General features: G+C 28.6%; 21 protein-coding genes, 4 tRNA genes and 1 pseudogene. 20 read left to right on the forward strand and 6 right to left on the reverse strand.

The genetic code is table 11. The features are described 5' to 3' along the window. The first annotated feature begins 18 nt into the window (after window positions 1-18). The 7 genes from KQ44_RS12120 to KQ44_RS12150 all read left to right on the forward strand — a co-directional run bounded on the left by KQ44_RS12120 (window position 19) and on the right by KQ44_RS12150 (window position 3,467). Window positions 19-92: transfer RNA gene (locus tag KQ44_RS12120), tRNA-Pro, on the forward strand. Window positions 93-94: 2 nt separating this feature from the next. Further along, a tRNA-Arg gene (locus KQ44_RS12125) sits at window positions 95-168 on the forward strand. Window positions 169-249: 81 nt separating this feature from the next. Next, a tRNA-His gene (locus tag KQ44_RS12130) sits at window positions 250-325 on the forward strand. 91 nt (window positions 326-416) lie between these two features. Continuing rightward, window positions 417-1,127 (forward strand): outer membrane beta-barrel protein, encoded by a 711-nt coding sequence (locus tag KQ44_RS12135; protein WP_096737626.1) that lies wholly within the window; start codon window positions 417-419, stop codon window positions 1,125-1,127. A 242-nt stretch (window positions 1,128-1,369) separates the two neighbouring features. After that, a complete protein-coding gene (locus KQ44_RS12140) occupies window positions 1,370-2,095 on the forward strand; it encodes a hypothetical protein (RefSeq protein WP_096737627.1) in 726 nt (241 codons plus the stop codon). Window positions 2,096-2,140: 45 nt separating this feature from the next. Next, window positions 2,141-2,214: transfer RNA gene (locus tag KQ44_RS12145), tRNA-Arg, on the forward strand. A 77-nt stretch (window positions 2,215-2,291) separates the two neighbouring features. Next, on the forward strand, window positions 2,292-3,467 hold the full coding sequence (locus tag KQ44_RS12150) for a hypothetical protein (protein WP_096737628.1): 1,176 nt from the start codon (window positions 2,292-2,294) through the stop codon (window positions 3,465-3,467). Between the two features lie 106 nt (window positions 3,468-3,573). Here KQ44_RS12150 and KQ44_RS15230 read toward each other — a convergent pair whose 3' ends face one another. Next, window positions 3,574-3,963 (reverse strand): hypothetical protein, encoded by a 390-nt coding sequence (locus KQ44_RS15230; protein ID WP_240516634.1) that lies wholly within the window; start codon window positions 3,961-3,963, stop codon window positions 3,574-3,576. Between the two features lie 185 nt (window positions 3,964-4,148). Next, window positions 4,149-4,646: an AAA family ATPase gene (locus tag KQ44_RS15235; RefSeq protein ID WP_240516635.1), complete on the reverse strand. Its 498-nt coding sequence runs from the start codon at window positions 4,644-4,646 to the stop codon at window positions 4,149-4,151. 204 nt (window positions 4,647-4,850) lie between these two features. On the opposite strand from KQ44_RS15235, the gene KQ44_RS12160 reads away from it, so the two are divergent. From KQ44_RS12160 to KQ44_RS12190, 7 genes and pseudogenes are all read left to right on the forward strand, one after another. Beyond that, the gene (locus KQ44_RS12160; protein WP_096737629.1) at window positions 4,851-6,458 is read left to right on the forward strand and encodes a peptide ABC transporter substrate-binding protein; all 1,608 of its coding nucleotides are present in this window, start codon (window positions 4,851-4,853) and stop codon (window positions 6,456-6,458) included. Between the two features lie 368 nt (window positions 6,459-6,826). Next, the gene (murA, locus tag KQ44_RS12165; RefSeq protein ID WP_096737630.1) at window positions 6,827-8,104 is read left to right on the forward strand and encodes a UDP-N-acetylglucosamine 1-carboxyvinyltransferase; all 1,278 of its coding nucleotides are present in this window, start codon (window positions 6,827-6,829) and stop codon (window positions 8,102-8,104) included. A gap of 20 nt (window positions 8,105-8,124) precedes the next feature. Then, window positions 8,125-8,973 (forward strand): flagellar basal-body rod protein FlgF, encoded by an 849-nt coding sequence (flgF, locus tag KQ44_RS12170; RefSeq protein ID WP_096737631.1) that lies wholly within the window; start codon window positions 8,125-8,127, stop codon window positions 8,971-8,973. Between the two features lie 122 nt (window positions 8,974-9,095). Continuing rightward, window positions 9,096-11,969, forward strand: coding sequence for a methyl-accepting chemotaxis protein (locus tag KQ44_RS12175; protein WP_096737632.1), 2,874 nt, complete (start codon window positions 9,096-9,098; stop codon window positions 11,967-11,969). A 169-nt stretch (window positions 11,970-12,138) separates the two neighbouring features. After that, window positions 12,139-13,247 (forward strand): annotated as a pseudogene (alr, locus tag KQ44_RS12180) (alanine racemase). 80 nt (window positions 13,248-13,327) lie between these two features. Beyond that, on the forward strand, window positions 13,328-14,701 hold the full coding sequence (locus KQ44_RS12185; protein WP_096737633.1) for a sodium:alanine symporter family protein: 1,374 nt from the start codon (window positions 13,328-13,330) through the stop codon (window positions 14,699-14,701). Window positions 14,702-14,867: 166 nt separating this feature from the next. Continuing rightward, window positions 14,868-15,533: a flavin reductase gene (locus KQ44_RS12190; protein WP_096737634.1), complete on the forward strand. Its 666-nt coding sequence runs from the start codon at window positions 14,868-14,870 to the stop codon at window positions 15,531-15,533. A 461-nt stretch (window positions 15,534-15,994) separates the two neighbouring features. Here KQ44_RS12190 and KQ44_RS12195 read toward each other — a convergent pair whose 3' ends face one another. Both KQ44_RS12195 and KQ44_RS12200 read right to left on the reverse strand, forming a co-directional pair. Continuing rightward, entirely contained in the window at window positions 15,995-16,402 is a 408-nt protein-coding gene (locus KQ44_RS12195) for a hypothetical protein (protein WP_096737635.1), read from the reverse strand. 26 nt (window positions 16,403-16,428) lie between these two features. Next, window positions 16,429-16,809: a YkvA family protein gene (locus KQ44_RS12200; RefSeq protein ID WP_096737636.1), complete on the reverse strand. Its 381-nt coding sequence runs from the start codon at window positions 16,807-16,809 to the stop codon at window positions 16,429-16,431. A gap of 696 nt (window positions 16,810-17,505) precedes the next feature. Here KQ44_RS12200 and creD point away from each other — a divergent pair. After that, window positions 17,506-18,867 carry a cell envelope integrity protein CreD gene (creD, locus tag KQ44_RS12205; RefSeq protein ID WP_096737637.1) on the forward strand — a complete coding sequence of 454 codons (1,362 nt, stop codon included), beginning with the start codon at window positions 17,506-17,508 and terminating at the stop codon, window positions 18,865-18,867. A 699-nt stretch (window positions 18,868-19,566) separates the two neighbouring features. Here the strand turns inward: creD and KQ44_RS15245 are convergent. Next, window positions 19,567-19,827 (reverse strand): hypothetical protein, encoded by a 261-nt coding sequence (locus tag KQ44_RS15245; RefSeq protein ID WP_240516638.1) that lies wholly within the window; start codon window positions 19,825-19,827, stop codon window positions 19,567-19,569. 87 nt (window positions 19,828-19,914) lie between these two features. After that, window positions 19,915-20,139, reverse strand: coding sequence for a hypothetical protein (locus KQ44_RS15250; protein ID WP_240516639.1), 225 nt, complete (start codon window positions 20,137-20,139; stop codon window positions 19,915-19,917). A 137-nt stretch (window positions 20,140-20,276) separates the two neighbouring features. Here KQ44_RS15250 and trmB point away from each other — a divergent pair, with 137 nt between their 5' ends. From trmB to KQ44_RS12235, 5 genes are all read left to right on the forward strand, one after another. Continuing rightward, window positions 20,277-20,924 (forward strand): tRNA (guanosine(46)-N7)-methyltransferase TrmB, encoded by a 648-nt coding sequence (gene trmB / locus KQ44_RS12215; RefSeq protein ID WP_096737638.1) that lies wholly within the window; start codon window positions 20,277-20,279, stop codon window positions 20,922-20,924. A 19-nt stretch (window positions 20,925-20,943) separates the two neighbouring features. After that, window positions 20,944-21,927: an ABC transporter substrate binding protein gene (locus KQ44_RS12220; protein ID WP_096737639.1), complete on the forward strand. Its 984-nt coding sequence runs from the start codon at window positions 20,944-20,946 to the stop codon at window positions 21,925-21,927. A 204-nt stretch (window positions 21,928-22,131) separates the two neighbouring features. Then, window positions 22,132-22,326 carry a 50S ribosomal protein L32 gene (gene rpmF / locus KQ44_RS12225; protein ID WP_013114200.1) on the forward strand — a complete coding sequence of 65 codons (195 nt, stop codon included), beginning with the start codon at window positions 22,132-22,134 and terminating at the stop codon, window positions 22,324-22,326. A 28-nt stretch (window positions 22,327-22,354) separates the two neighbouring features. Further along, window positions 22,355-23,374 carry a phosphate acyltransferase PlsX gene (gene plsX, locus KQ44_RS12230; RefSeq protein WP_096737640.1) on the forward strand — a complete coding sequence of 340 codons (1,020 nt, stop codon included), beginning with the start codon at window positions 22,355-22,357 and terminating at the stop codon, window positions 23,372-23,374. 42 nt (window positions 23,375-23,416) lie between these two features. Next, window positions 23,417-24,271 carry a 3-oxoacyl-[acyl-carrier-protein] synthase III C-terminal domain-containing protein gene (locus KQ44_RS12235; RefSeq protein ID WP_096737641.1) on the forward strand — a complete coding sequence of 285 codons (855 nt, stop codon included), beginning with the start codon at window positions 23,417-23,419 and terminating at the stop codon, window positions 24,269-24,271. The last annotated feature ends 31 nt before the right edge of the window (window positions 24,272-24,302 follow it).

A 24,302-nucleotide genomic window follows, 5' to 3' on the forward strand; every position in this document is an offset into this window, starting at 1 on the left:
ATCAAACATAAAAGTTTACGGGATGTAGCGCAATTGGTTAGCGTACCTGCTTTGGGAGCAGGGGGTTGTGAGTTCGAGTCTCACCATCCCGAATGCGCTAGTAGCTCAATTGGATAGAGCAACTGCCTTCTAAGCAGTAGGTTACAGGTTCGATTCCTGTCTGGCGCGTATATAAACGTCTTTATCACTTTTGTCAGCGTTTATAGTTTTTTATATGATAAAAATAATAACTCTTTTTAATGTTTAAATGGCGAATGTAGCTCAGTTGGTTAGAGCGCCAGATTGTGGATCTGGATGTCGCGGGTTCAAGTCCCGTCTTTCGCCCTTATCTTTCTCAAAAAATTATATTTGTTCTTGATATTTCCCTATCATTAATGTACCATATGTATAATAATTGTTTTATACAGAGGTCTTATATGAAAAAAATAATTCTAATACTTCTTCTAATAACAAGTAGTATCAACGCATTTGCTGCAAGCGGTTTTGAAGCCATAGTAAATGTGCCTTTGGGACTATCCGCAGGAATACCCGTTGGAACTTATAATGATGTAGAATCAATAAAAGGAAAAGCTGGTTTTGATTCTGGTATAACTGCTCAGCTTGGCTATATGATCGGTTTGGGTAAGATAGGTATTAGTATTTTGGGGGAGATTGGATATAGTTATGACAGCTATAGAATGTATATGTCTTCAGGAATAAATAATAATAATAAAATGGAAGTATATGGAAGTATATATACTCATAACTTTCAAATAGGAATACTGCCTAAAATAAATATAGGACAATTTGCTATAGGCTTAGGGGCTGGTGTAAAAATACCTATATCTGCAGTTAATGAAGTAAAAACTGATTATACAATATTAGGGATTAAGGATAGTTCAACTATAAGTTCAAAATTAAATAGAAATGATATAGAAAATGGTTATGATAAAAATGTAATACCATATATTAAACTTACTTTTGATTATTCTTTCTTCTTCACTTCTAAAATAGCTCTAAATGTGGGGGCTTATTTAGGGTATGATTTCGGATTGGCTAATAAAAGTACTATAGACGGAGAGTATACTGGGATTGACAGCTTTGATATAGGTTTGCAGTTAGGATTAAGGTTTGCTCCTAAATTATAAAAAATTAATTTAGTCTGACTTTATAGTGGAGCATTCTTCATTATAAAAATACAAAATACCAAATTTAAATTATTATAAATAAAAATATGTTGTCCTACATATAAAACAAATTAGTACTATTTATTACTAATTTCATATTGGCACTTACAAAAATAGTTCCTAAATGAAAATAATAACATAGCTTCCAGTTGACAAACTTAAAAAATTTCAGTATATTATTAATATATTAATTAAGGTATTTTATGAAATATATAAAAAAAATTTCACTAGTCTTATGTGCTTTATTAGTATTTAGTTCATATTCTTTTGCAAAAGGAAGTTTTGAAGCTATAGTGAATGTACCAGTAGGTATGTCTTTTGGTGGAGGTACAGGAGATGATATTTCTGCAAAAATAGGTTTCGATTCAGGTGTCAATGTGAAACTTGGATATATGTTTATCTTTAACAAATGGGCTTTTAGTATACTTGGTGATATAGGATATAGTTATGACAGCTATAAAATTTTTAGTTCCTCATCAGTATTAAGTACAACTATTAATATAACTGACAGCTTATATATACATGGATTTCAGCTTGGAGTGCTTCCTAAATTTAATTTTGGGGCTTTTTCTTTGGGTATAGGTATTGGTGCTAAAATACCTTTGGCATTAACACACAAATATGAACGAACTGATAGAACTTCTAGTGGTACTGAAACAACTGTATCATATAATGAAAATCTTTATGGAGATGATATAAATCAACTGTTAGAAAGCGATGTTATACCTTATTTAAAAGTTACATTTGAATACTCTATTTATTTTAATGATAAAATTGCTTTTAATGTAGGTGCTTATTTAGGATATGATTTCAGTGTTAATAAGAAAAATATTGTTTACAGTTCTTATTTCTATGATACATATGAAACAAAAGTTGATACATTTGATATAGGTTTGCAGTTTGGCTTGAGGTTTGCTCCTAAATTGTAAACTATAGTGCATAATTGCCGATACTTGTATATAAATACATAATTAGCGTCTGTGGCTTAATTGGATAGAGCAGCGGATTTCGGTTCCGTCGGTTGGGGGTTCGAGTCCTCTCAGACGCGTTTATAAAATATATATTTGATTATTTCTTAAATTGTGATAAAATTAATTATTATATGGAGATAAAGGTATTAATGGAATGAAAGAAAAAACTTTAAAAAAATTTAATTTTGCTATTTTAATATTATTCCCTATAATACTTTTAATATTCTCAGTTACTTTTAATGTATACAGTGTCGGAACTAAAAACCGAATAAATAAAGAATTAGAAAACTTTACCAATTCACTCTCTTTAAGAATGGAAAGCAAATACATGGATATGATGACACTTTACTTTAAAGATGAGTTAAACAATTATGCTATAGCAAATGAATTTACTAACCTTGTAAAAGAACAGGTAAGATTAGGGGTTACTCCTCATTTTAATTCTCTTAAATTTTCAATAGATTATACAATCAGAACAAATATAAGAAATACTACTTACGGACTTTTATTTATATCAGTACTTATGTTTATACTTACATTAGTACTTAATTTTACAAATAATAATTTTGTAAGCAGCGGTAATGTAAATGCAGGTTCGGTAACCGATAATAATAAAACTGTTGATAAGCCTCAGGTAAAATCTATAAATAATGTAATAGATTCATCTTCAAGCGATAATATTAAAGCAGAAATTGAGGCTATGTATAAAAATCTTGTTAAAGAAATTAAAAGTTCAAGAGATGAACAGGCTTTGGAAATATTAGAGAAAATGTTTCAGTTAGATGACAGAAATTATTTGGCTTTAAATGGGGCTGGAGTACTTCATACTAAAATATACAGCAGAGATAATGAAGAAGAACATTTTAAAAAAGCTGACAAATATTTTGAATATGCTTTGTCTCTATATAATCATAATGAAAATGTATCTAATAATAAAGCTATACTATACTCCATAAAATATGAACTTAAAAAATTAGAAGATGATTATGAAACTGCTTTGATAATATTTAATGATGCCTTGTCTTCAAATCATTTAGATCCAGAACTTCTTAATAATAGAGCTACTTTATACTCTGTAAAATATAAGATAAGCGGAGATGAGAATTTGTTTGAAAGGGCTTTAAATGATTATGATGAGCTTATAAAAATTGATTTTAATAATATTTACGCTTTAAACAACAGAAGTGCTATTTATTTCAATAAATATAAAAACTCAGGAGATAAAAAATATTTTGATAAGTCAATAGAAGACTGCAATACCGCTTTTAAAATTAATTCTTCTGAAGCACTTTATGATAATAGAGGATCACTCTATATATACAAATTCTAATATTATCTCGATATTCCAAGATGGTTTTTTCTATATTCTTTCTCTAAATTACTAATATCTAAACTTCTATTAATTTTTTTAAGTTCATCAGTTCTATATATACTTGTCATATTATTTTTTTATTAATTAAAAAATAGTTAAAAAGTTCAGTATCATCAATACTCATAAGTGTTATATCATGGGTTGATAGTATAAGTTGTGAAGTTTCTCTCTCTATATTATTAAATGCCCCTTTTTTAAATAGTCTGATAGTAAACTCCAATAATTCAGACTGCACTCCATTAAACTCATCAACTATAGATAATGTACCGTTTATAATGGAGCTTAATATATATATCAAATTAATAGCATATACTTTACTTCCCTCAGACTCTACCTCGTCAAAGTCATTGCTGTAAATGTCATGACTTGAAACTAATCTCTTATTATCAAGCATAAAAGAAAACTCGCTTGCATTTATACTATCAACTATATTTAAGTCATCAATATCCGTCATATAAAGTAATTTTTTATAAGTATCCCATATATTATATTTACTAAAATATTCAAAGATCTCTATTATGGCATAAGAAGAAAAATCTGCCTCATTTGTAAATGGAAATAAAAAACATAGATTCTTAAATAATGATATATAATAATTAATTTCCTCTCTGTATCTGTCTGCTTTTTCATTTATATTATTTAATTTATTATTAAAAAACTTAAAAAAGTATTTGTGTCTGGTATACTATCATCATAATCAAATAGTCCGTCCGATATAGTATTTTTTTTCCTTTCAAATATTATAGCATTATTTTTTGTAAATCTTTCTAAATCTATTCCTTTATTACTATTATCCAATACTAGTTCATAGCTGCATATTTCATAATCATCATAAGAATAAAACTCCAAATAAAAACGGCTATTCTTATTTTTACCATAAATCATATTTGGATCTGAAAGCCTTTTTATGCTGTCATCACTTGATGCTATATATCCATTGTTGGAATAAAAAATATATTTTAAAGCATTAAGCAGATTACTCTTACCGCATCCGTTATAACCGTAAAGAATACATAATTTTGATATATATTCATTATTTATTTTTTTTGTATAAATAGTATCTTTATCAGCGGTTAAATTAAGTTCTGCTTCATCATAAAATGATCTGTAATTTGAAATAGTAAATTTTTTTAGCATAATTATTTATTATTGTTTATTTTGTTCATAATTTAATAACAAAAATAAAAGAATTTTGTAAAGTATTATTAATAATATTATCAAGGTTGTGTACAGGTTATTTTTATAAATATTAAATGTAATAATATTAATTCAAAAAATCATTGACTAATATATTATATAAAATATAATTTCCTATAAATAAAAAAATCATAGGACATTATTATGAAGCGTAAATTATTATTAATACTCTCTTTTACCCTAATGATATTTGTATTATCATGCGGCGGAAATAAAACTGATGAAGGAGCAATATATATTAATGTTGGTCCAGAACCCAAAACTATAGACCCTGCTTTAAACTCTACAGTTGACGGCAGTATTTATATTCAGCATGCTTTTGAAGGACTAGCTACAAGAGATAAGGATAATAAAATAGTAGGCGGTGTTGCTGAAAGCTGGGATATAAGTGAAGATGGTTTAACTTATACATTTCATATAAGAGATAATGCCAAATGGTCAGACGGCAAAAAAGTAACAGCCAAAGATTTTGTTTATGCTTGGCAAAGAGCAGTAGACCCTGTAACAGCATGCGAATATGCTTATCAGTTTGAACCTGTATTAAATGCTATGGATATTAATTCTGGTAAAAAAGAAGTTTCTGAATTAGGGGTAAAAGCAATAGATGAAAATACTTTAGAAGTGAAATTAAATGCCCCTACAGCTTATTTTTTAGAGCTTGCAGCATTTCCTACTTTCTACCCTATTAGAAAAGATATAATAGAAGAAAACGGCGATAACTGGACTTTATCTCCTGAAACTTATATAGGAAACGGTCCTTTTGTGATGATAGAAAGAAGAACTGATGACAGATTAATAATGTCAAAAAATACTAATTATTGGAATGCATCGAACATAATACCTGAAAAATTGGTGTTTATCCTTATGCAAAACGGTACAGCAGCAGTTGCTGGTATAAAAGAAGGCTCTATACATTTTGCTAATAATCCTCCGCTTCAAGATATTGAAAACTTAAAAAGCGAAGGCTTAATGCATATCTCACCATACTTAGGTACATATTATTATTGTCTTAATATCACAAATGAGGCATTAAAAGATGAAAGAGTGCGTAAAGCATTAACATTAGCGATAGACAGAAACTATTTGACAGAACAAGTAACAAGAGGCGGACAGCTTCCTGCAAGTGCTTGGGTTCCTAGTGGAGTAAGCGATGTTGATAATGGAGATTTTAGAAAAGTAGGAGGCGATTATTATAGTGTAAAAGCTGAAGATTATCAGAAAAATCTTGAAGAGGCTAAAAAACTTATGGAAGAAGCAGGATATGCTAATGGAGCAGGTTTCCCAGTAATAGAGTTTAAATCCAATTCTGGAGAACATATACAGATATTTGAAGCCGTACAGCAGATGTGGAAAGAAGGTTTGGGTATAGACTCTACTATATCACAGGAAGAATGGGCTACTTTCCAAGACACAAGACAACATAAAAACTTTGTTATAGCCCGTCATGGTTGGATTGCTGATTATAATGATCCTATGAGCTTTTTGGGAGTATTTTTAAGCTACAGTGTTCAAAATAACGGAGGATATTCAAATAAGGCTTATGATGATAAATTAAAATTAGCTATGTCTACTATAGATCAAAATATAAGAATGAAAGCTATGCATGAAGCTGAAGATATACTTATGAATGATATGGGATTAATACCAATTTATTTTTATACTGATCCTATTATAATTAGTAAAAAATTATCAGATGTTGTTTTTGATCCTTTAGGATCTCATAAATTCTTCTATGCAAAGTTAGATAAATAATTTTTAAGTTTGTCAAAAATTATTTTTTATGTTTTTAATATTTTCGGGTACTATCCTGCGAAGTGCAGGTACGTACCCGCTTATTTTTCCATTCCATAGTAAGGCATCTACTAAGCAAAAGATGCGTATTTATATACTAAAATAATGAAGTTATACAACATATAAAACATTATATCTTATACTTTTTAAGTACTTTTGAAACAAATTTAATATAGAAATAAGCAAGAAATATTTATAATATTTTTTACAATTTTTAATCATAAATACCTAATAATTTACATAATATATGAACAAAAATTATTAAGCAATTTTGTATAATACCGAATATATAGAAAGCAGAATTTTTATTCTTTAAAGGCGGAAAATATATGTATAAATATGTTATAGAAGGTTCAGATAATATTGGGGGAGTATTGAAGGTATCAGGATCTAAAAATGCATCATTACCTCTGCTTGTTGCTTCTATTTTAACAGATGAGCCTGTAATACTTCATAATGTACCCGATTTAGTTGATGTTCATGTTCTAATAGATATATTAGAGCCTTTAGGTAAGAAAGTGGATTTTAAGAATAATACTACTGTAATAATATCTCATAACGGAAAAAGTGAAGAAGCTCCTTATAAACTTGTAAAAAAGATGAGAGGCTCTATCATAGTATTAGGGCCTCTCCTATCCAAACGAAAGCATTGCCGAGTATCATATCCAGGCGGATGTGCTTTTGGACCAAGACCAATAGACTTGCATTTAATGGGAATGGAGGCATTAGGAGCTAAAATAGATATAACAGCAGGATATATTGACGCTAAGGTAGAAAATAATCTTATAGGTGCTGATATGGATTTATCTGGTAAGTTTGGACCTACAGTGTTGGGAACAGACAATGTTATGATGGCGGCTTCTTTGGCAAAAGGTACTACTATTATACGAAATGCTGCAAAAGAGCCTGAATGTGTTAATCTTGTAGATTTGCTTAATGCTATGGGAGCAAAAATAACAGGAGGAGGTACTGATACTATTACTATAGAAGGAGTTGATTATCTTCATGGTGCTGAGTTTACAGTTATACCAGATAGAATAGAAACAGGTACTTTTTTAGCAATAGCAGCAGCTGGAAGAGGAAAGTTAAAATTAGAAAATGCAGAGCCTAAACATTTGAGCTTTGTACTTGATTTGCTTTCAGATATAGGCTGCGATATAAAAACTACAGATACTACTATAGAGATTGATGCATCTAATAGAGAATTAAAGCCTTTTAAAGTAGAAACTTTGCCTTATCCGGGATTTCCAACAGATTTGCAGGCAATATATACAACATTAGCTTGTACAATTAAAGGTAAAAGCGAACTTATAGAGGGTATTTATCCAGACAGATTTAGCCATGTTCCAGAGCTTGTACGTATGGGAGCAGATATTGAGCTTAATACTTCTGATATAGTGGTTCATGGCGGAAAAAAACTCTCAGGAGCTGATGTACAGGCAAGCGATTTGCGTGCTGGTGCTGCTTTGGTTGCTGCTGGTGCTATAGCTGAAGGCTCTACAAATGTTCATAGGATTTATCATATAGAAAGAGGCTATGAAAATTTGGAAGAAAAATTAAAAACTATTAATATAGATACAAAAAGAGAAAAAGACGATATATTATAATAAATTAGGGGGATTATAAAATGGTAAGAGGCGTTTATACAGGTGCAAGCGGCATGATGGCCGAACAGGCAAGACTTGATGTTGTAGCTAATAACTTGGCTAATGTTGATAAACCTGGATTTAAAAGAGATACAGTAAGTTTCAAATCTTTTCCAGAGATGATGGCAGCAAGAACTGAAGATGACGGAGTGGTAATATTTCCGCTTGGTTCTACTGATGTAAGACCTTATGTTGGAAGAATGGGAACAGGTGTGGAAGTTAATGAAGTTTTCACAGAATGGGAACAAGGTTCATTAAGAGAAACTGGTAATCAGCTTGATATAGCTTTGGGGGATAAAGGATTTTTTGCTGTAGAAACACCTCATGGTGAAAGATATACGAGAAATGGCAGTTTTTTGATAGATAAAGATCATTATCTTGTAACTAAACATGGCTATAAAGTTATGGGTGAAAACGGATATATACAGATAAAAACTAATAACTTTAATATAGATGAAGACGGCAGAGTAAGTATTAATAGAAGATATCAGGACGGCAATACGTTTGTACAGTTTAATGATAATGAATGGGAAGATGAAGAGATACTTGATACTCTAAAAATAGTACGTTTTGATAATGAAAGATATTTAAAGAAAGAAGGGGAATCTTTCTGGGTAGATACGGATATAAGCGGTCCTGCCTATATAGCACAAAAAGGAGTAGACAGACCTAAAGTATTATCAAGATTTTTAGAGATGAGCAATGTTAATCCAGTAAATGAAATGGTAAGAATGATAGAAGTACAGCGTGCTTATGAGTTAAACTCTAAAACTATATCCACACATGATACTTTGGTAGGAAGAGTAATAAATGAAGTAGGAAGAGTATAATCTCTATATATAGACCTCATTTTTTGGTAAATAAACTTTGATAAAAAATAAATGATAATATATAATAGTATTCTGTATAGAAGTGTTTTTTTCTATATTATTATTTGAAAATAGAGGATATTATGGGTGTAGATAAAATTAAACAACATGTTATAAGCAGAATTAAAGTTTTTACTATTCCAATCTACTTATTAATAGATATTGTAGTTTGGAATGTTATTTTGTTTTTTATATATAAAGAAATTCCGCAGATTTATGGAATAAAAATAATATTTGCTATAGTTTCCTTTATTTTCTTTTTTAAATATTTAAAAAGATGGAAATCCAATATAGAAGTAAAATTGGCACTTAGACTAATTCTAGTATTTTTTATAGTTTCATTAGCTGGAAGTATAGTAGAAATTGGTATTTACTCTATTATTAACAAACTTTTCCTTTATACTACTATAATGGCCATATTTGCTGCTACTATTAATGCGTCTCTTTTGGCATGTGTGTTTATGCTTATATTTAAAATATTTTCTCATAATTTTGAATTAGAAGAGAATGTTGTTACTTTTTATATACCTCTTATAGCAAAATTAGGCTTTATAGTATATATGTTCTTCTCTATTTTAATATTTGCATTCCTGCTAAATTATATAACATTAGAAGAAAGCTCATATATTAATAAGGTTAGCAGTGATACTTTAAATGAAGTATTATATTTGGACAGTAGAATTAATTCCTTTAATAATAATATAAAAAATGATATGAATGCTTATAAAGAGTTTATCTTAAATATGTATGATGGCAGAGATATTATAAGTAAAGAAATAATACAGACAGACTTTCTTAATAGGCTTACATATTTTAATAATACTCTTAAAAATATATATGATAACATTTCATTAAATATTGAAGCCGATTATCTTAATACAGATTTACCTTATTCTGTAACTGTTGCTAAAGAAGCTGGTACAGATAGATATACAACTAGAAGTTCTGATGCATTGTATATGCATAATTTCCTTCAAAGCGATATTGAAGATAATGATATGGTTTTGAATGTTAATGTATATGACAGAAATAATATATTTATTTCGTATTATGTTAAATTAAAATTATTTGGAAATAATATTGGATATTTTATAGCTGAAAATAATATAGCAGGTGTTTCCAGACTTATAAAAAATAATGATATACTCTCTAAATGGTCTCATTTATTGTATAGATTAGAAAATAAAGATATAATACTATGTTCTGACAGCAGATATATAGCAGAAAGTTCTTCTTCTATATTATCATCATCACTAGAATTAAGTACAAATATTCAAAACTTTGAAGGTGCAGTTGGAACTAAAGTTTTTCAAATATTTCCTATAGTTCCTATAGATGGTAATAGATCTATAGTTATAGCTTCTTATATACCAGACCTTAATGTAGTTGGTTTATTTTATAAAGATATCAATAGTATAATTAAAGAATCTAGTATAGATAGAGATATATTCTGGTATACTTCTATTCATATATGTCTATTTATATTATTATTTGTTATATATTTGCTTATATTAAAACTTCTTTTAATATCTATAAGCAAAGCAAATGTCTCTACAAGAGAGCTTATAGGTAAAAATGGAGATTTAAGAAAAAGGATACCTTCAAAAAATAATGATGAAGTAGGTATTTTGGTTTATAATTTTAATTTGTTTTTATCAAGTTTGGATAATCTTATAGGGGAATTAAAACAGGAAAGCTATAAAGTTTTTGATGAGATAAAAGTAATAGAGAAAGTTATAGATGAGAATACTAATAGAATTAATGATCAAAGCTCAAGCATTACTGAGAGTGTAGCTAGTGTTAATAATATCATTACTTCTATACAGAATGTAACAAGTTCAACAGATCAGCAAAGACATGCATTCTCATCGGCTTCTATTGCTGTAGAAGAATTATTACAAACAATTTATAAAATTAATGATAATATGGAGCGTCAGTCATCAGCAGTAGAACAGACTTCTGCCTCTATTGAAGAGATGATATCAAATATTACTTCAGTTGCTAAAAGTGTTAATAAGGCAGATAGTTTCTCAAAAAAATTGCTTGTTGATGCCCATGATGGCGGTGATACAGTAGATGAGGTTATTGAAGCTGTAAGGGGTATTGAGGAGAGTTCTGATCAAATTAAGGAGATTGTTAACGTTATTCAGGGTATTGCTGAACAGACTAACCTTCTAGCTATGAACGCAGCTATTGAAGCAGCACATGCTGGAGAACAAGGAAGGGGTTTCTCTGTTGTTGCTGATGAAATTAGATCTTTAGCAGAGCATACTGCTGATAATACTAAATCTATTACAAACATCATTAAAGCTATTACAAAGAGAATAGAAGAGACTGTGGAACTTGCAAGCAATAGTGGTAAGTCTTTGGATAATATACTTGATATGTCAGAAAATACTGCTAGAGTTGTTTCTGAGATTAATACAGCAAACAGCGAGCTTGAAGTTGGCGGAAGAGATATACTTGAAACTATAAGGCATTTGAATAATATTACTACAGGTGTAAAAGAAAGTGTAAAAGAACAGATGAATAGTGGTGATGTTGTGGATAGCCAAATTACTTTGCTTGACCAGATTACTAGAGAAGTTTCTGATATTATTGAAGCAAATAGTTCTGGGGCAAAGGAAGTTGTACATGCTATGAGCTTTTTGAATGAGCTTTCTGTAAAAACTGTTGAGGGAAATAAAGAGTTTTATAATGCTACAAGTAAGTTAAATGAAATATTCAGTAAGTTTAATGATCTTATGAGCAAATTTATTACTAATGCTGATAATGTGGAAGAAAATAATAAAGAATCTAATGATAGTGAGGACATTTCAGTAGATAAGAAAATGGATATGGAGTTAAAAAGTCTTGAAGAGGAATTTAAAAAAGATAACGAAGAGTTTAAAAGTGATGAAGATGTTTTACAGATGCTAAAGGACGATTATAAAAATCCTGAAATGTTTACAATGTAATCAATATTTTAATATTATATATTATAGAGTGGGATATTATATATAATATCTCACTTTTTTGTATGCTTTAAATAGAAAAAAATCACAATAATTGCTGATTAAAAATTACTTTAATTGACAAAATAAAAAAAATAGTTATACTAAAAAATATAAGGTTTGGAAAATAATTATGTCTAATTATACTATAGCAGAAGTGGATTTATCAATATTAAAGAACAATATTGAAATTATACGTTCTATAGCAAACGGAGTAAAATTACTAAATATAGTAAAGGCTGATGCATATGGGCATGGTATAGCAGAGATTTCAAAGGCTTCAGAAAAATTTGGGGCAGATGCTTTGGGAGTTGCCACAGTAGAAGAGGGTATAAAAATAAGAGAAGCAGGAGTTAAACTTCCTATAATTGTCCTGTTTCAGCATTTTAAATATGAAGCAGAATTAGCATGTAAGTATGATTTAATTCCTATTATAAGTAATGACGAATGTTTGGAGTATTATGACAGATATTTAAAAAAATACGGCGGTTCTTTGAAATTATATATAAAAGTAGATACTGGACTTAACAGAATGGGGGCAAGACCTGAAGACGTTTTGGACTTGGCTAAAAAAGTTTTATCTTACAGTACTTTAAGTATAGAAGGTATAAATACACATTATGCAGCCGCGGATATGAATGATGATTATTCCATTGAATTTACAAAAAGACAGATAGAGATTTTTAATGGTGTAATAGGCACTTTAAAAAATAATGGGATAGTAATAAATAATGCTCATACTGCCAATTCTGCTGCTTTGGTATCATATAAAAATACATATTTTGATATGGTAAGAGCTGGTATTATATTATATGGATATATTTGTGATGACTCTTATGATTTGGGTATTAAACCTATACTCAATTTGAAATCAAGAGTGCTTTTAATTAGAAAAATAAAAAAGGGGAAAGTATTTCATATGGCATGACATGGACAGCTGACAGAGATACTAATATAGCGGTTGTGCCAATAGGTTATGCAGATGGAGTATCAAGGAAATTATCTAATAATTGGGAGGTAAAAATTAATGGCAGATATTATCCTTTACGCGGAAGAGTATGTATGGATTCTATCATTATAGATATAGGTAATAATGATATCAAAACTGAAGATGAAGTTTTGATATTTGGTAATGATAAAAGGCTTAATGCAAATACTTTGGCTAAACGAATAGACAGTATAAGTCATGAAGTATTAGTTAATATAGGAGAGAGAGTTACTAGAGTTTATAAAAATGGTTGATAAAAAATAATAATATTTTTAACAAGGAGTTATACTAAAAATATATAAAAAAATAAATTAATTAAAAAAAGGAGAGTATTATGGTAGAAATGATAGCAAAAATTAACGGCATCATTAATAGTTTTGTCTGGGGTCCTGTAATGCTTACATTACTTGTAGGAACAGGAATCTTCTTAAGTATTAGGACAGGTTTTTTACAAATAACCAAAATTCCTTTATGGGTAAAACATACTTTCGGAGCATTAGCAAAAAAACAAGACTCAGACGATAATATTACCCCTTTCCAAGCAGTTAGTACAGCATTAGCTAGTACTGTAGGAACAGGAAATATTGCAGGAGTTACCACTGCTATTGTAGCGGGTGGGCCCGGGGCTTTATTTTGGATGTGGTTTGCAGCTTTCTTTGGTATGGTCACTAAGTATTCGGAAGTACTTCTAGCAGTACATTATAGAGTAAAAGATAGTGAAGGCCATCACCATGGAGGACCTATGTACTATATATCTAAAGGTGCTAATCTTCCTTGGCTTGGCAGTATATTTGCTGCTTTTGCTGCTTTAGCTTGTTTCGGTGCTGGAAATATGACGCAGACTAATGCTATGGCTGCTGTTGTTAATCAGAACTTTGGTGTACCTCATATAGTAACAGGTATCGTAGTAGTGGCTTTAACTGCTGTTATAATCATAGGAGGTATTAAAAGAATAGCTACTGTTACAGAAAAACTAGTTCCTGTAATGTGTGTTATATATATACTGGCTGGTATAGTTATACTTGTTATGAATGCAGGTAGAATTCCCCATGCTTTTCAGCGTATATTTGAGGAAGCATTTTCCTTGAAACAAGTTGGGGCTGGTTTTATGGGATACACTATTATGATGGGTATGAAATTCGGTTTTGCACGAGGTGTATTTTCTAATGAAGCTGGTTTAGGTACTGCTCCTATGGCTCATGGTGCTAGTAACTCTAAAAACCCTATAGAACAAGGTTTGTGGGGTATATTTGAAGTTCTTATTGATACTTTCTTTGTTTGTACTTTAACTGGACTTATGGCTATTATATTCTTAGAAATAAATCAGGGTACTAAATTAAATGGTGCTGAATTGATTTCTGCTTCTTTCGGATCTAATTTGGGAAAAGCTGGTTCTGTAGTTCTTACTATTTCTTTAATATTATTTGCTTTCTCTACTTTTGTGGGTTGGTCACATTATGGGGTTGTTGCTTTAGGATATCTTACAAAAAGAAATAAAATTGCTTCCATTTCTTACAGAATTATATTTTTAGTAGTTGGTATTATAGGTGCTGTAAGCCAATTAGATTTGATTTGGGCTATAGCTGATACTTTGAACGGGCTTATGGCGATACCTAACTTAATAGGGCTTTTAATCCTTTCTCCGAAAATTGCTCAGCTTACTAGAGATTATATGAATGATCCTAATTCTACTAGAATGAAAGATTAATAATTTGTAATAAAAATTGTTTTTATTGTATTTTATCTTAAAAACTCCCCGCTTATAATTTAAGCGGGGAGTTTTATTATTTTTTTATTTTAAAATTACTATTTAGTATTGATTTTTTATAGACTTAATATATAATTAGTAATTATTATTAATAAGGATAGCTCTTATGAATACTTTTGCTTTAACTAAACTTTCATATGGAATGTACATTTTAACTACTCTTGATGGAGATAGACTTGTAGGTTGTACTATTAATACTTCTACTCAAATAACTTCTGAACCTACAACTATAATGATTAGTGTTAATAAAAATAATTATACTAATGAATGTATAAAGAAAACTGGGAAATTTGCTCTTTCTATTCTTTCTGAGAAAAGCGATTCAGTTTTAATAGGAGGATTTGGATTTAGAAGTTCTAGGGATAATAATAAATTTGAAAACGTTTCTTATGAAATGAAAGAAGGTCTTCCTATAATAAAAGCTGCCAATGCGTACTTAATATGCAAAGTGGTTAATACTTTAGAGGTTTATACTCATACTATATTTATAGGAGAATTAATTGATGCCGATATATTTGATAATGAGGTCAATTCTATGACATATGCCTATTATCATAATGTAGTTAAAGGTAAAACACCTCCTAATGCTTCTACTGCAAATGCATACAAAGAAGAGAAGAAAGAAGAAAAAAAGGAAGAAGTTAAAGCTGTTTACAGATGTAAAACCTGCGGATTTGAATATAAGGGCAGTGTTCCATTTGAAGATTTACCTAGTGATTGGGTATGTCCTATATGTGGAGAGCCTAAAAGTAATTTTGAAAAAATCTCATAATAATAAATCAAACTAATTTTTACCCCAATTGGCAGTGCATTAATATGTACTGCCTTATTTGTTTATATAAGTATTTTTATTTGATTAAGTTTTTTATATATAATTAGGATATACTAGAACAATTTTATTAACTGATACACTTTATATAAAATTATAAACTTTTTTGCCGTAACTTTGCTAAAGTTTTTGTCTTTGGATACGATTTGCTTGTACCTTCCAATAAGGAATTGTTTATTATTATCAAAATCTCACTTGTACATGCGGCTTATTATATATTATTATACAAAACATATTTTATAGTTTATTAAAAATATCTTATATTATTAATAAAATAATAGTATTGATAAAATAACTAAAATTTGACAAATTATAGTTGTTTAAGTATATATTAAGAATTAAGTTTAACGTGTGTTGTTATAATATTATATATTAAAAAATACTTTATAAATAGTATAATTTTTTTATTTATTGGAAGTTAAATAATCATAAAACCTTTTAGGCAGATAAACATTATCATAATCTAAAGCTGCTCTGAAAAGTTCAGCCATTTCTTCTACTTTAAATCCTGCTATGCCGCATCCTATTTCAGTTACAAGGAATTTTTTATCTTTATGTTTTAAAGTAAAGTCCAAAAACTTATCAACATATTTTTTTATTTCTGATACTTTCATTTTGCCGCTTTTTGTATAATCGACAGTAGGTATGGCAAATGTCTTACCTTGAAGTCCAAATGCCTGACCATATACTGCTCCAAAGTTCATAGCAAATCTTGCTGCACCGCCTCCATGTGCACCCTGAGTATTGCTCCCAAAAACAAAAACTTCATTATCTTCTAATTTAGTTATATTATTTGAGGATATTCTTTCCATAAAAACTTCTCCATTTATAAATTTGATTATAAAAAAACTGACAAACAGTATATTATAATCATCATGACAAATACTGTGATAGTTGTAGAAAGTATAATATTTCTGATTATTACATTGATAATAGGATTTTCTGTAAAGTCAGCTTTTTTCAATCCATAATAAAGCGTTATAGCAAGCAGTATTATATCATCTAATTTTCCTATAGGTATCCTATCTGGAATCAAATCTATAGGGGATAAGGTATAAATAACAGCAAGTAAAAAAGGAAGCCAATATATTAATTTACTTTTTCTATTATTTTTTTTATATGTGCTGTATTTTCTGTATATACCATCTTTTCCGAGTATCTCCACATCTTCATCTGGTATCTCTACATAGTCTTTGTTTTTGTTATCTTTTTTTTTCATTATCAATAGTCCTAAATAATGAAACTATTTTACTATAAAAACAGCATAATGCAATAATAAGAAATTATATTAAATCAAATAATAATGCAAACAAAACAGCAATATTAAAAACGTAGAAAAAAGAGTAGGAAATTCATTAGATATTTAATACTTACATAATACATGATTTATAAATATTTGAAAGTAAAAAATATCCCTATAGGGATTTATACCTAAACAATTACAATTTGTCAAAAAAATAAATTTTTAAATTTTAGTATTTGTGTGGACTGCACAGTCGTACCGTATGTTCGTGCCAACTTCTTTTGGACGCTATCCGCCTCGCTATGCGTGCCACTCCTGCGGAGAGAAGCAGGCACAGCAGGATATATTTCAGACCAAATTAATAATCTATTCTATAATATAAAACATAATTAGTACTGTTTAGTATTATTTTTATACTTGCAATTTCACGAAGCGTATCCAAGCTTGTCAACTGAGAGATTTATATTCTCTTTTATTACACACTGTATTATTTACTACTATAATCAAATTATTATAGATTTGTTTCAAAACAAAATTGTATGAATAAATAATTACACTGCTTATTAAAATTACAGAGTATAAATATATTTTACATTGTAATTATAATAAAGTTATATTAATATACATTGTTTTTAAGCTATAACTGTATTTGCTATGTTTGGAGGATATAATATGATAAAAAATATTAATGATATTGCAAAGACTTTAGGTTTTAAAATACTTATAATAGTGATATTAGGACTTTTACTTTTAATTCCTATGAGTTTTATAAACGGCGTTGTAAGAGATAGGATAAGATATCAAGATGAGGCTGTATCTTCAATAATAGAGCCTGTAGGAAATAGTGCAAATATACAGGGTGTTGTTATTGCGATACCGTATTTAATTAGAGTTATTGACAGTGAAACCAAAGAAATAAGCTATATAAGAAAATATATTTTTTATATGCCTAATGAATATAATGTTGAAGGTAATGTTGAAGTTTCAAGTTTAAGCAGAGGTATATTTAAAGCTCCGATTTTTAATTCCAAATTAAATATTACAGGAAGATTCGATAAATATAATGCTGAAATATTCAATTTAGATGAGAATAATAATACTATACTTTATGATGAGGCTATGCTTATATTGGGTATAGGAAACAAAAAGAATCTTATGAAACTTCCTAATGTATCAGTCAATCAAAATGAAGAGCTTCAATATTATGAGAAAAATATCAATATATCTTTAAATATGTTTAGCAATAAGTTTTTATATATTATTTCAAGAGATAAAATATTAAACGGTTTTGATTTTAATATAACTATGGATATTCAGGGAGGAAACTCTCTTATAATAACGCCTTTAGCTTCTGAAAATACTTTTAAAATATCTTCAAAATGGAGAGATCCTAGTTTTACAGGCGGATTTCTTCCTACAAGAAGAGAAGTTAATAATGACGGATTTAATGCCGAGTGGAATATAGCAAGTTTTAATACGGCATTTATAAAGTATTGGACTAGTGATGAAAGTGCCAATAGAGTAAATGATAATGAATATTTGAGAACTGGTGATGAAAATTCTAATAATGTTTCAATATCTTTTCTTCTTCTCAATGACAATTATCAGAAAACTTCAAGAAGTGTAAAATATGCTATACTCTTTATATTCATACCATTTTTTGTGCTATTTTTATGCGAAGTGCTTTCAAAGAAACGCATACACCCAGTGCAGTATATATTGATAGGTATAGCTAATGCAGTATTTTACCTTCTTCTTTTAGCTATATCAGAGCATTTAATATTTAATTTAAGTTATTTTTTAAGTGCTTTAATGGTAACAGCTTTAACTTCAATTTATATAGGATACATTATAAAATCTCCTAAATACACTATTTCAATGGCTTTAGTAAATGCATTAATTTATATATTCCTATTTGGTATACTTCAGCTTACAGATTATGCTCTTCTTATGGGAACATTAGGATTATTTGCTGTTATTGCTCTTGCTATGTACTTTACACGTAATGTGGACTGGTACGGAGAGAATAATTAATTTTTATTATTAGGCTTTTTTAAACGCACGTTGAACGATACTTTAAATACTAGAAATGTTTGCACTTTTCAATCTGCTTTATATTTGAGTTTTGTTATACGTGCGTTTTGCAGATTATGAATTAAAAAAACGCTTGGGTGGGTGCTAATATTTCTGTTTTAGTTAAAAAAAATAATAAAGCTTAAATATTTTTATAAAGTGCTTAACTATAGTGGGCGGGGATTAGTATTCTTTCTAGAGTAAAAAAATTATTTTAATATTCATATTACTTTTTATTTTACAAATCGTCTGCCATATAAAGCATTTATTACAAAAAATTTTAAATTGGCAGTTATAATAATTCAGACTTCTCTTTTTATATTAGGGTTGTATATTATTCTTCTGAAATCATAATCTTTATAGTCCATATCTCCTAAAAATATTCTTTCATGTTTAGCTACATTTTCATAAGCTTCTTTTAATAATTCTCTATTATGATCTGTAGGATATACAAGATAAGTATGATAGCGTTTTATTGCACAATCAAAAGCACTTTCTTTTCCTGAAATCTTTTTTATATTTTCTTCTATCTCTTTTAATTTTCTTTTTTGTTTGTGTATTTTAAAGTAGATTTTAATTTAAGTTTGCAAAGATTTTATATTATTATAGTATCATCTTCTTTTGGGTATAGAAGAAGTTCATTTTTATTAAACATAGTTTTTATATTATTGAAAGAATATATTTTTCATCATTATTAAATGATATTGTTTCATCATCATAAATTGTATAGTAAGTTAAAAATATTTCTTTGCTAGATGCATAATTACTAGATTTTCTAAATATAAAATAACTTTTTCCTTCTGATAAATCATATCCAAATTGAGCTTTCGTTTTTAAATTAATAGGATTTACCATAAATGACACTTTTAAACTTTCCCATTTTTTTATTTCTCTTTCAGTTGTTCTATAAATGTTCTCCATCTCTGGATTCATTTCTTTTAATATGCTTTTAATATAATCATAGAAATCATCTTTATGAAACCACTCTGATTCTAAAATTTTAAAATCTCATATACCATGAATATTCAATTCTTCATTATTTTCTATATATGATACAACCCATTTTCTTTTTAATTCTTTTTCAAATTGGTAAATATCAGATTTAAACCAAGCACTTACTATGCCGTCTTCATAAACCGATAGATTGGAAAGAAAGTAATTACCGTTTTTTATAATGCCGAAAAAACTTCTGCCTTCTATTTTTTGATTTCTGTATACATTATTTTTATTCATATGATAAATATATATTTTAATTAGTCAATTATGATATAATTAATTTTTAAATATTTATATACCATATTGACATAATGATTAAGTAATAATATCATTCAAATAAAATATTAGGATAAAAAATAATAGGGAGTTATACATTGAGAAATTTAAATCTTGATGATGATATATTAAAAGAATATTTGCTTGATGATTTTAATAATGAAGATAGTTCTTTAATAGCAGATGAATTATCGAAAAGACTTTCTGATTATGATGTAATAGAATTAGAAATAGGATGCGGCAACGGAAAGTTTATTACAGAGCTTGCTATGAAAAGTAAAGATAAATATTTTATAGGAATAGAGTATTCATATAAAGCTGCTAAAAAAGCTGTATCAAAGGCTTATAAAAGAGATATAAAAAATCTTACTATTATATTCGGAGAGGCCAATAATGTTATAGATAAATATTTAAACGGCAAATATGTTTTTGATAAAATATATTTAAACTTTCCAGATCCTTGGCCTAAGAAAAAGCATGCCCATAGAAGAATATTTAATAAAGAGTTTTTAAATAAAATATACCCTTTGCTTAAAGATGACGGAATATTTTATTCGGTTACAGATGATGATAATTATGCTTTGGAAATAATGAATCCTATATATAAAGAAGCTAATAATTTTAAGAATATTTTAGATAATGATTATGTTCATAAACTTGAAGGCTACGGAGTTACGCTTTATGAGGAGAAGATGAGAGCTATTGGACATGATATATATTTTTTTGCTCATATCAAGAATATATGATTAGGTTTTTATCTTTATTATGAGATTAATAAGATTAGTTAATTATTTTATACTGCTATTTATTTTAATTTCCTGTGTTAGCGAGGATTATGGGGATAAACCCGTTATAGTGAGCATAGTAAAGGAAGAAAATACAAAGAAATTTAATGCTATAGAAAAAGGTTTAATAGATCAAATATCATTAGACAAACTTAATGTAAAAATTAACTTTTATACTTCTAAGGGAGATGATGCTTCTATTATAGAAGTAGCGAATAATGTTCGGGAAGATAATTCCAGTATAGCGGTAGTTATAGGGGAGAATGCTGTTTTACTTTCTATGAATATAATAGTTCCTCAGTCTATATTATTTGCAGGCTGTTTTGACAATTTATCTTTATCTTCTATAGAAAAAAGCCGAGTACAGAACAATAATATTACAGGAGTTTACGGAAATTTGGATATTACTAAATATTTAAAAATAATCTCAGATAATAGTTTAAATAGTTTGGGCTATTTATATAGTAAAAACTATGAAGTTTCTGAGAATATTTCTGAATATTTATCTAAGTACTGCAGTAATGAAAATATTCATTATTATCCTATAGCTTTTGAAGCAGATTATACTATAAATGATATAGAAAATATTATATCATCTTTAGACATAGATTATTTATTTATAGCTAAAGATGATTATATAGATGATAATATTTATAATATAGATAATTTATGTAGTAAATATTCTATACCAATAATAAATACTGATATAGAAAATGCCTTAAATGCTGATATACTTTTTTCACTTGACTGCAACTATTACTATCTTGGCAGAAAACTTGCCGAACTTTTAAAAGAGGTTATTGATAATGAAGGCAGTACGGATTCTATAGATTTTATTGAAGTCTCTGATTCTTACAGAGTACTTATCAATAAAGATACGGCAAAATTATACAGAATAAATTTCACAGAAGAAATATTGGAAGAGAGTTATTTTATAATAGAAGATAAAAATGTTATAAGATAATAATTTTTTATAAAATCTTGCTCAATAATGTGTTTAATCTATAAAATAATTGTGTAAGTCTTTATAATAAATTTTGTGTTATGTTAATTCTGCTTGACAAAATTAGCACTTTATAGTATTATAGTCTATACTTTATATTGTAAAATGTGACTATTATCTATTTTGAGATAATAGCCTTTAATAAATTTTTAAGGAGAAATAAAAATGGCAGTACCAAAGCATAGAAAATCGAAATCTAAAAAAAGATCAAGACAAGCCGCTAATGATAAAAGATTCTTAGGTTCATTATCAATCTGTCCTCAATGCGGAGCAGAAAGAATGCCTCATAGAATTTGTCCAGAATGTGGTTTCTATAAAGATAGAGTAGTAAAAGCTCCAAAAAGCCAAAATGCAGGCTGATAAAAATCAAAATTAACTAGGAAATATTATGAATTTAGCCATAGATGTAGCCAGCGGAGAAAAACCTCTCGAAGAATTAGTCCTTGGGGCGGTTAATGCTTTAGCAGAAAATAATGATGTAAATTTAATATTAGTAGGAAATGAGAAAAGTATTACTAAAGTTTTATCTAAAGCAAAATATGACCATAAACGTGTGGATATAAGACATACAGATGAAATAATAGATATGAATGAAAGTCCTGCTAATGGTATAAAACATAAAAAGAATGCTTCAGTTTTGATGGCTGCTCGTTTGGTTAAAGATAAAGAGGCTGAGGGTTTCTTTTCACCTGGTAATACAGGTGCCACACTTGCAGCAGCACTTACAGAAATAGGTCGCTTGAAAGGTGTTATGCGTCCTCCGCTCATATCTACACTCCCAAAATTCGGCGGTGAGTTCTGCATGCTTGATATGGGAGCTAATGTGGACTGTACTCCAGACTATATGGTTCAGTTTGCTGTTATGGGCAGGGTATTTGCAAAAAGATATTTAAAAGTAGAAAATCCTAGAGTTGGTCTTCTTAATATAGGAGAAGAGGATTCTAAAGGTAATGCAGATACTAAAAAGGTTTTTGAGCGTTTGCAAAAGATGAAAAAAATAAACTTCATAGGCAATGTTGAACCTAATGATATGCTTAAGTCTGATTGTGTCGATGTTGTGGTTGCTGACGGATTTGACGGCAATATAGTATTAAAAACTATAGAGGGTACAGCGGCTTTGGTTGTAAATATGCTTAAATCCGAAGTCAAGAAAAATCCTGTAAGTGTTATGGGCGGGCTTATGATGAAGCCTGTATTTACTAATTTAAAGTCAAAAATGAGTTCTGATTCTTATGGTTCTGCTATACTATTAGGCTTAAATGGCGGTGCTTTTGTGGGGCATGGTAAAACAAGCGGAGTAGGTATGAAAAATGCTGTGCTTAATATGTATAGATTCTTAGATGCCAAAATTAATGAAAAAATAGCTAAAGAACTATATGATTCTGGAGCTAAGAGAAGAATATTTTAAAAAAATTATAAATAATACATTTGTTATTAAAGGAATTTTGTAATGGTATACATTAAATCTTGTAAAAGCATTTATAAAAAAGAGCAAACCAATATGGCCGCTTCTGATTTGGCTTTGATTCCTATTAATGAGGTTATAAAAGATATAGATGTTTCTGAAATAGATGCTATTATTTGTGCCACTGTTACTAAAGATTATGTTTATCCTTCGACTGCTTGTATATTAGCAGGAAAAATTAAAGCTTCTAATGCTTTTTGCTTTGATATAGAAAGCGATTTCACAGGATTTTTATCAGCATTAAGATTAGCATATGCTTTTGTAAAGAGTAATAGATATAAAAATATTTTAGTTGCTGCTGTTGAATCGTTTTATATATGTGATGATAAAAACAGATTTGATGATGCAAGTGTTGCTGCACTTGTTACTAATGAAAAGTCTGATATACAAATAGATTTTATAGATTCTGTAACTGATGGAAGTGCTTTAGAAAATTGTTATATTCCTATGGGCGGAACTGCTAAACCTTATACCAAAGAAGGTGTATTAAATAAAGAGCACTTCATATCCATTAAAGATAACGGTATTTTTGAAGAAGAGGCAAAAAAAGCCGCTTTATATGTTAAAGATGTTTTATCTGCTAATAATATAGAGCCTAACTATTATATACCTTCTTATTCAAGTAAAGCCGCTTATGATAATTTTGTTAATGCTTTATCAGTAGATAAGAATATGGTATATTCAAATATGGAAGATGCACATTCTTCTTTGAGTGCTTCTTCTGGTGTAGCATTATCTATGGCTTTGGAGGACGGATTTATTAAAAAAAATAGTAAGGTAGCTGTATGTGGTTATGGAAGCGGTTATACCAAATCTGTAGCTGTTATTTCTATAAATTAAACAAATATAATTAAATTAATAATAGTGTTTT

It is taken from the genome of Brachyspira sp. G79 (genome assembly GCF_002379365.1).
Classification (GTDB): domain Bacteria; phylum Spirochaetota; class Brachyspiria; order Brachyspirales; family Brachyspiraceae; genus Brachyspira.

What these genes read in the sequence shown, in the direction of transcription:
- KQ44_RS12235 (WP_096737641.1), top strand. Translation starts at nt 23,417, where the DNA reads ATGGTATACATTAAATCTTGTAAAAGCATTTATAAAAAAGAGCAAACC.
- KQ44_RS12140 (WP_096737627.1), top strand. Translation starts at nt 1,370, where the DNA reads ATGAAATATATAAAAAAAATTTCACTAGTCTTATGTGCTTTATTAGTA.
- creD (WP_096737637.1), top strand. Translation starts at nt 17,506, where the DNA reads ATGATAAAAAATATTAATGATATTGCAAAGACTTTAGGTTTTAAAATA.
- rpmF (WP_013114200.1), top strand. Translation starts at nt 22,132, where the DNA reads ATGGCAGTACCAAAGCATAGAAAATCGAAATCTAAAAAAAGATCAAGA.
- plsX (WP_096737640.1), top strand. Translation starts at nt 22,355, where the DNA reads ATGAATTTAGCCATAGATGTAGCCAGCGGAGAAAAACCTCTCGAAGAA.
- KQ44_RS15250 (WP_240516639.1), bottom strand. Translation starts at nt 20,139, where the DNA reads ATGAATAAAAATAATGTATACAGAAATCAAAAAATAGAAGGCAGAAGT.
- KQ44_RS12220 (WP_096737639.1), top strand. Translation starts at nt 20,944, where the DNA reads ATGAGATTAATAAGATTAGTTAATTATTTTATACTGCTATTTATTTTA.
- flgF (WP_096737631.1), top strand. Translation starts at nt 8,125, where the DNA reads ATGGTAAGAGGCGTTTATACAGGTGCAAGCGGCATGATGGCCGAACAG.
- KQ44_RS12160 (WP_096737629.1), top strand. Translation starts at nt 4,851, where the DNA reads ATGAAGCGTAAATTATTATTAATACTCTCTTTTACCCTAATGATATTT.
- KQ44_RS15230 (WP_240516634.1), bottom strand. Translation starts at nt 3,963, where the DNA reads ATGACGGATATTGATGACTTAAATATAGTTGATAGTATAAATGCAAGC.
- KQ44_RS12135 (WP_096737626.1), top strand. Translation starts at nt 417, where the DNA reads ATGAAAAAAATAATTCTAATACTTCTTCTAATAACAAGTAGTATCAAC.
- KQ44_RS15245 (WP_240516638.1), bottom strand. Translation starts at nt 19,827, where the DNA reads ATGGAGAACATTTATAGAACAACTGAAAGAGAAATAAAAAAATGGGAA.
- KQ44_RS12200 (WP_096737636.1), bottom strand. Translation starts at nt 16,809, where the DNA reads ATGAAAAAAAAAGATAACAAAAACAAAGACTATGTAGAGATACCAGAT.
- murA (WP_096737630.1), top strand. Translation starts at nt 6,827, where the DNA reads ATGTATAAATATGTTATAGAAGGTTCAGATAATATTGGGGGAGTATTG.
- KQ44_RS12195 (WP_096737635.1), bottom strand. Translation starts at nt 16,402, where the DNA reads ATGGAAAGAATATCCTCAAATAATATAACTAAATTAGAAGATAATGAA.
- KQ44_RS12190 (WP_096737634.1), top strand. Translation starts at nt 14,868, where the DNA reads ATGAATACTTTTGCTTTAACTAAACTTTCATATGGAATGTACATTTTA.
- KQ44_RS12150 (WP_096737628.1), top strand. Translation starts at nt 2,292, where the DNA reads ATGAAAGAAAAAACTTTAAAAAAATTTAATTTTGCTATTTTAATATTA.
- KQ44_RS12175 (WP_096737632.1), top strand. Translation starts at nt 9,096, where the DNA reads ATGGGTGTAGATAAAATTAAACAACATGTTATAAGCAGAATTAAAGTT.
- KQ44_RS12185 (WP_096737633.1), top strand. Translation starts at nt 13,328, where the DNA reads ATGGTAGAAATGATAGCAAAAATTAACGGCATCATTAATAGTTTTGTC.
- KQ44_RS15235 (WP_240516635.1), bottom strand. Translation starts at nt 4,646, where the DNA reads ATGCTAAAAAAATTTACTATTTCAAATTACAGATCATTTTATGATGAA.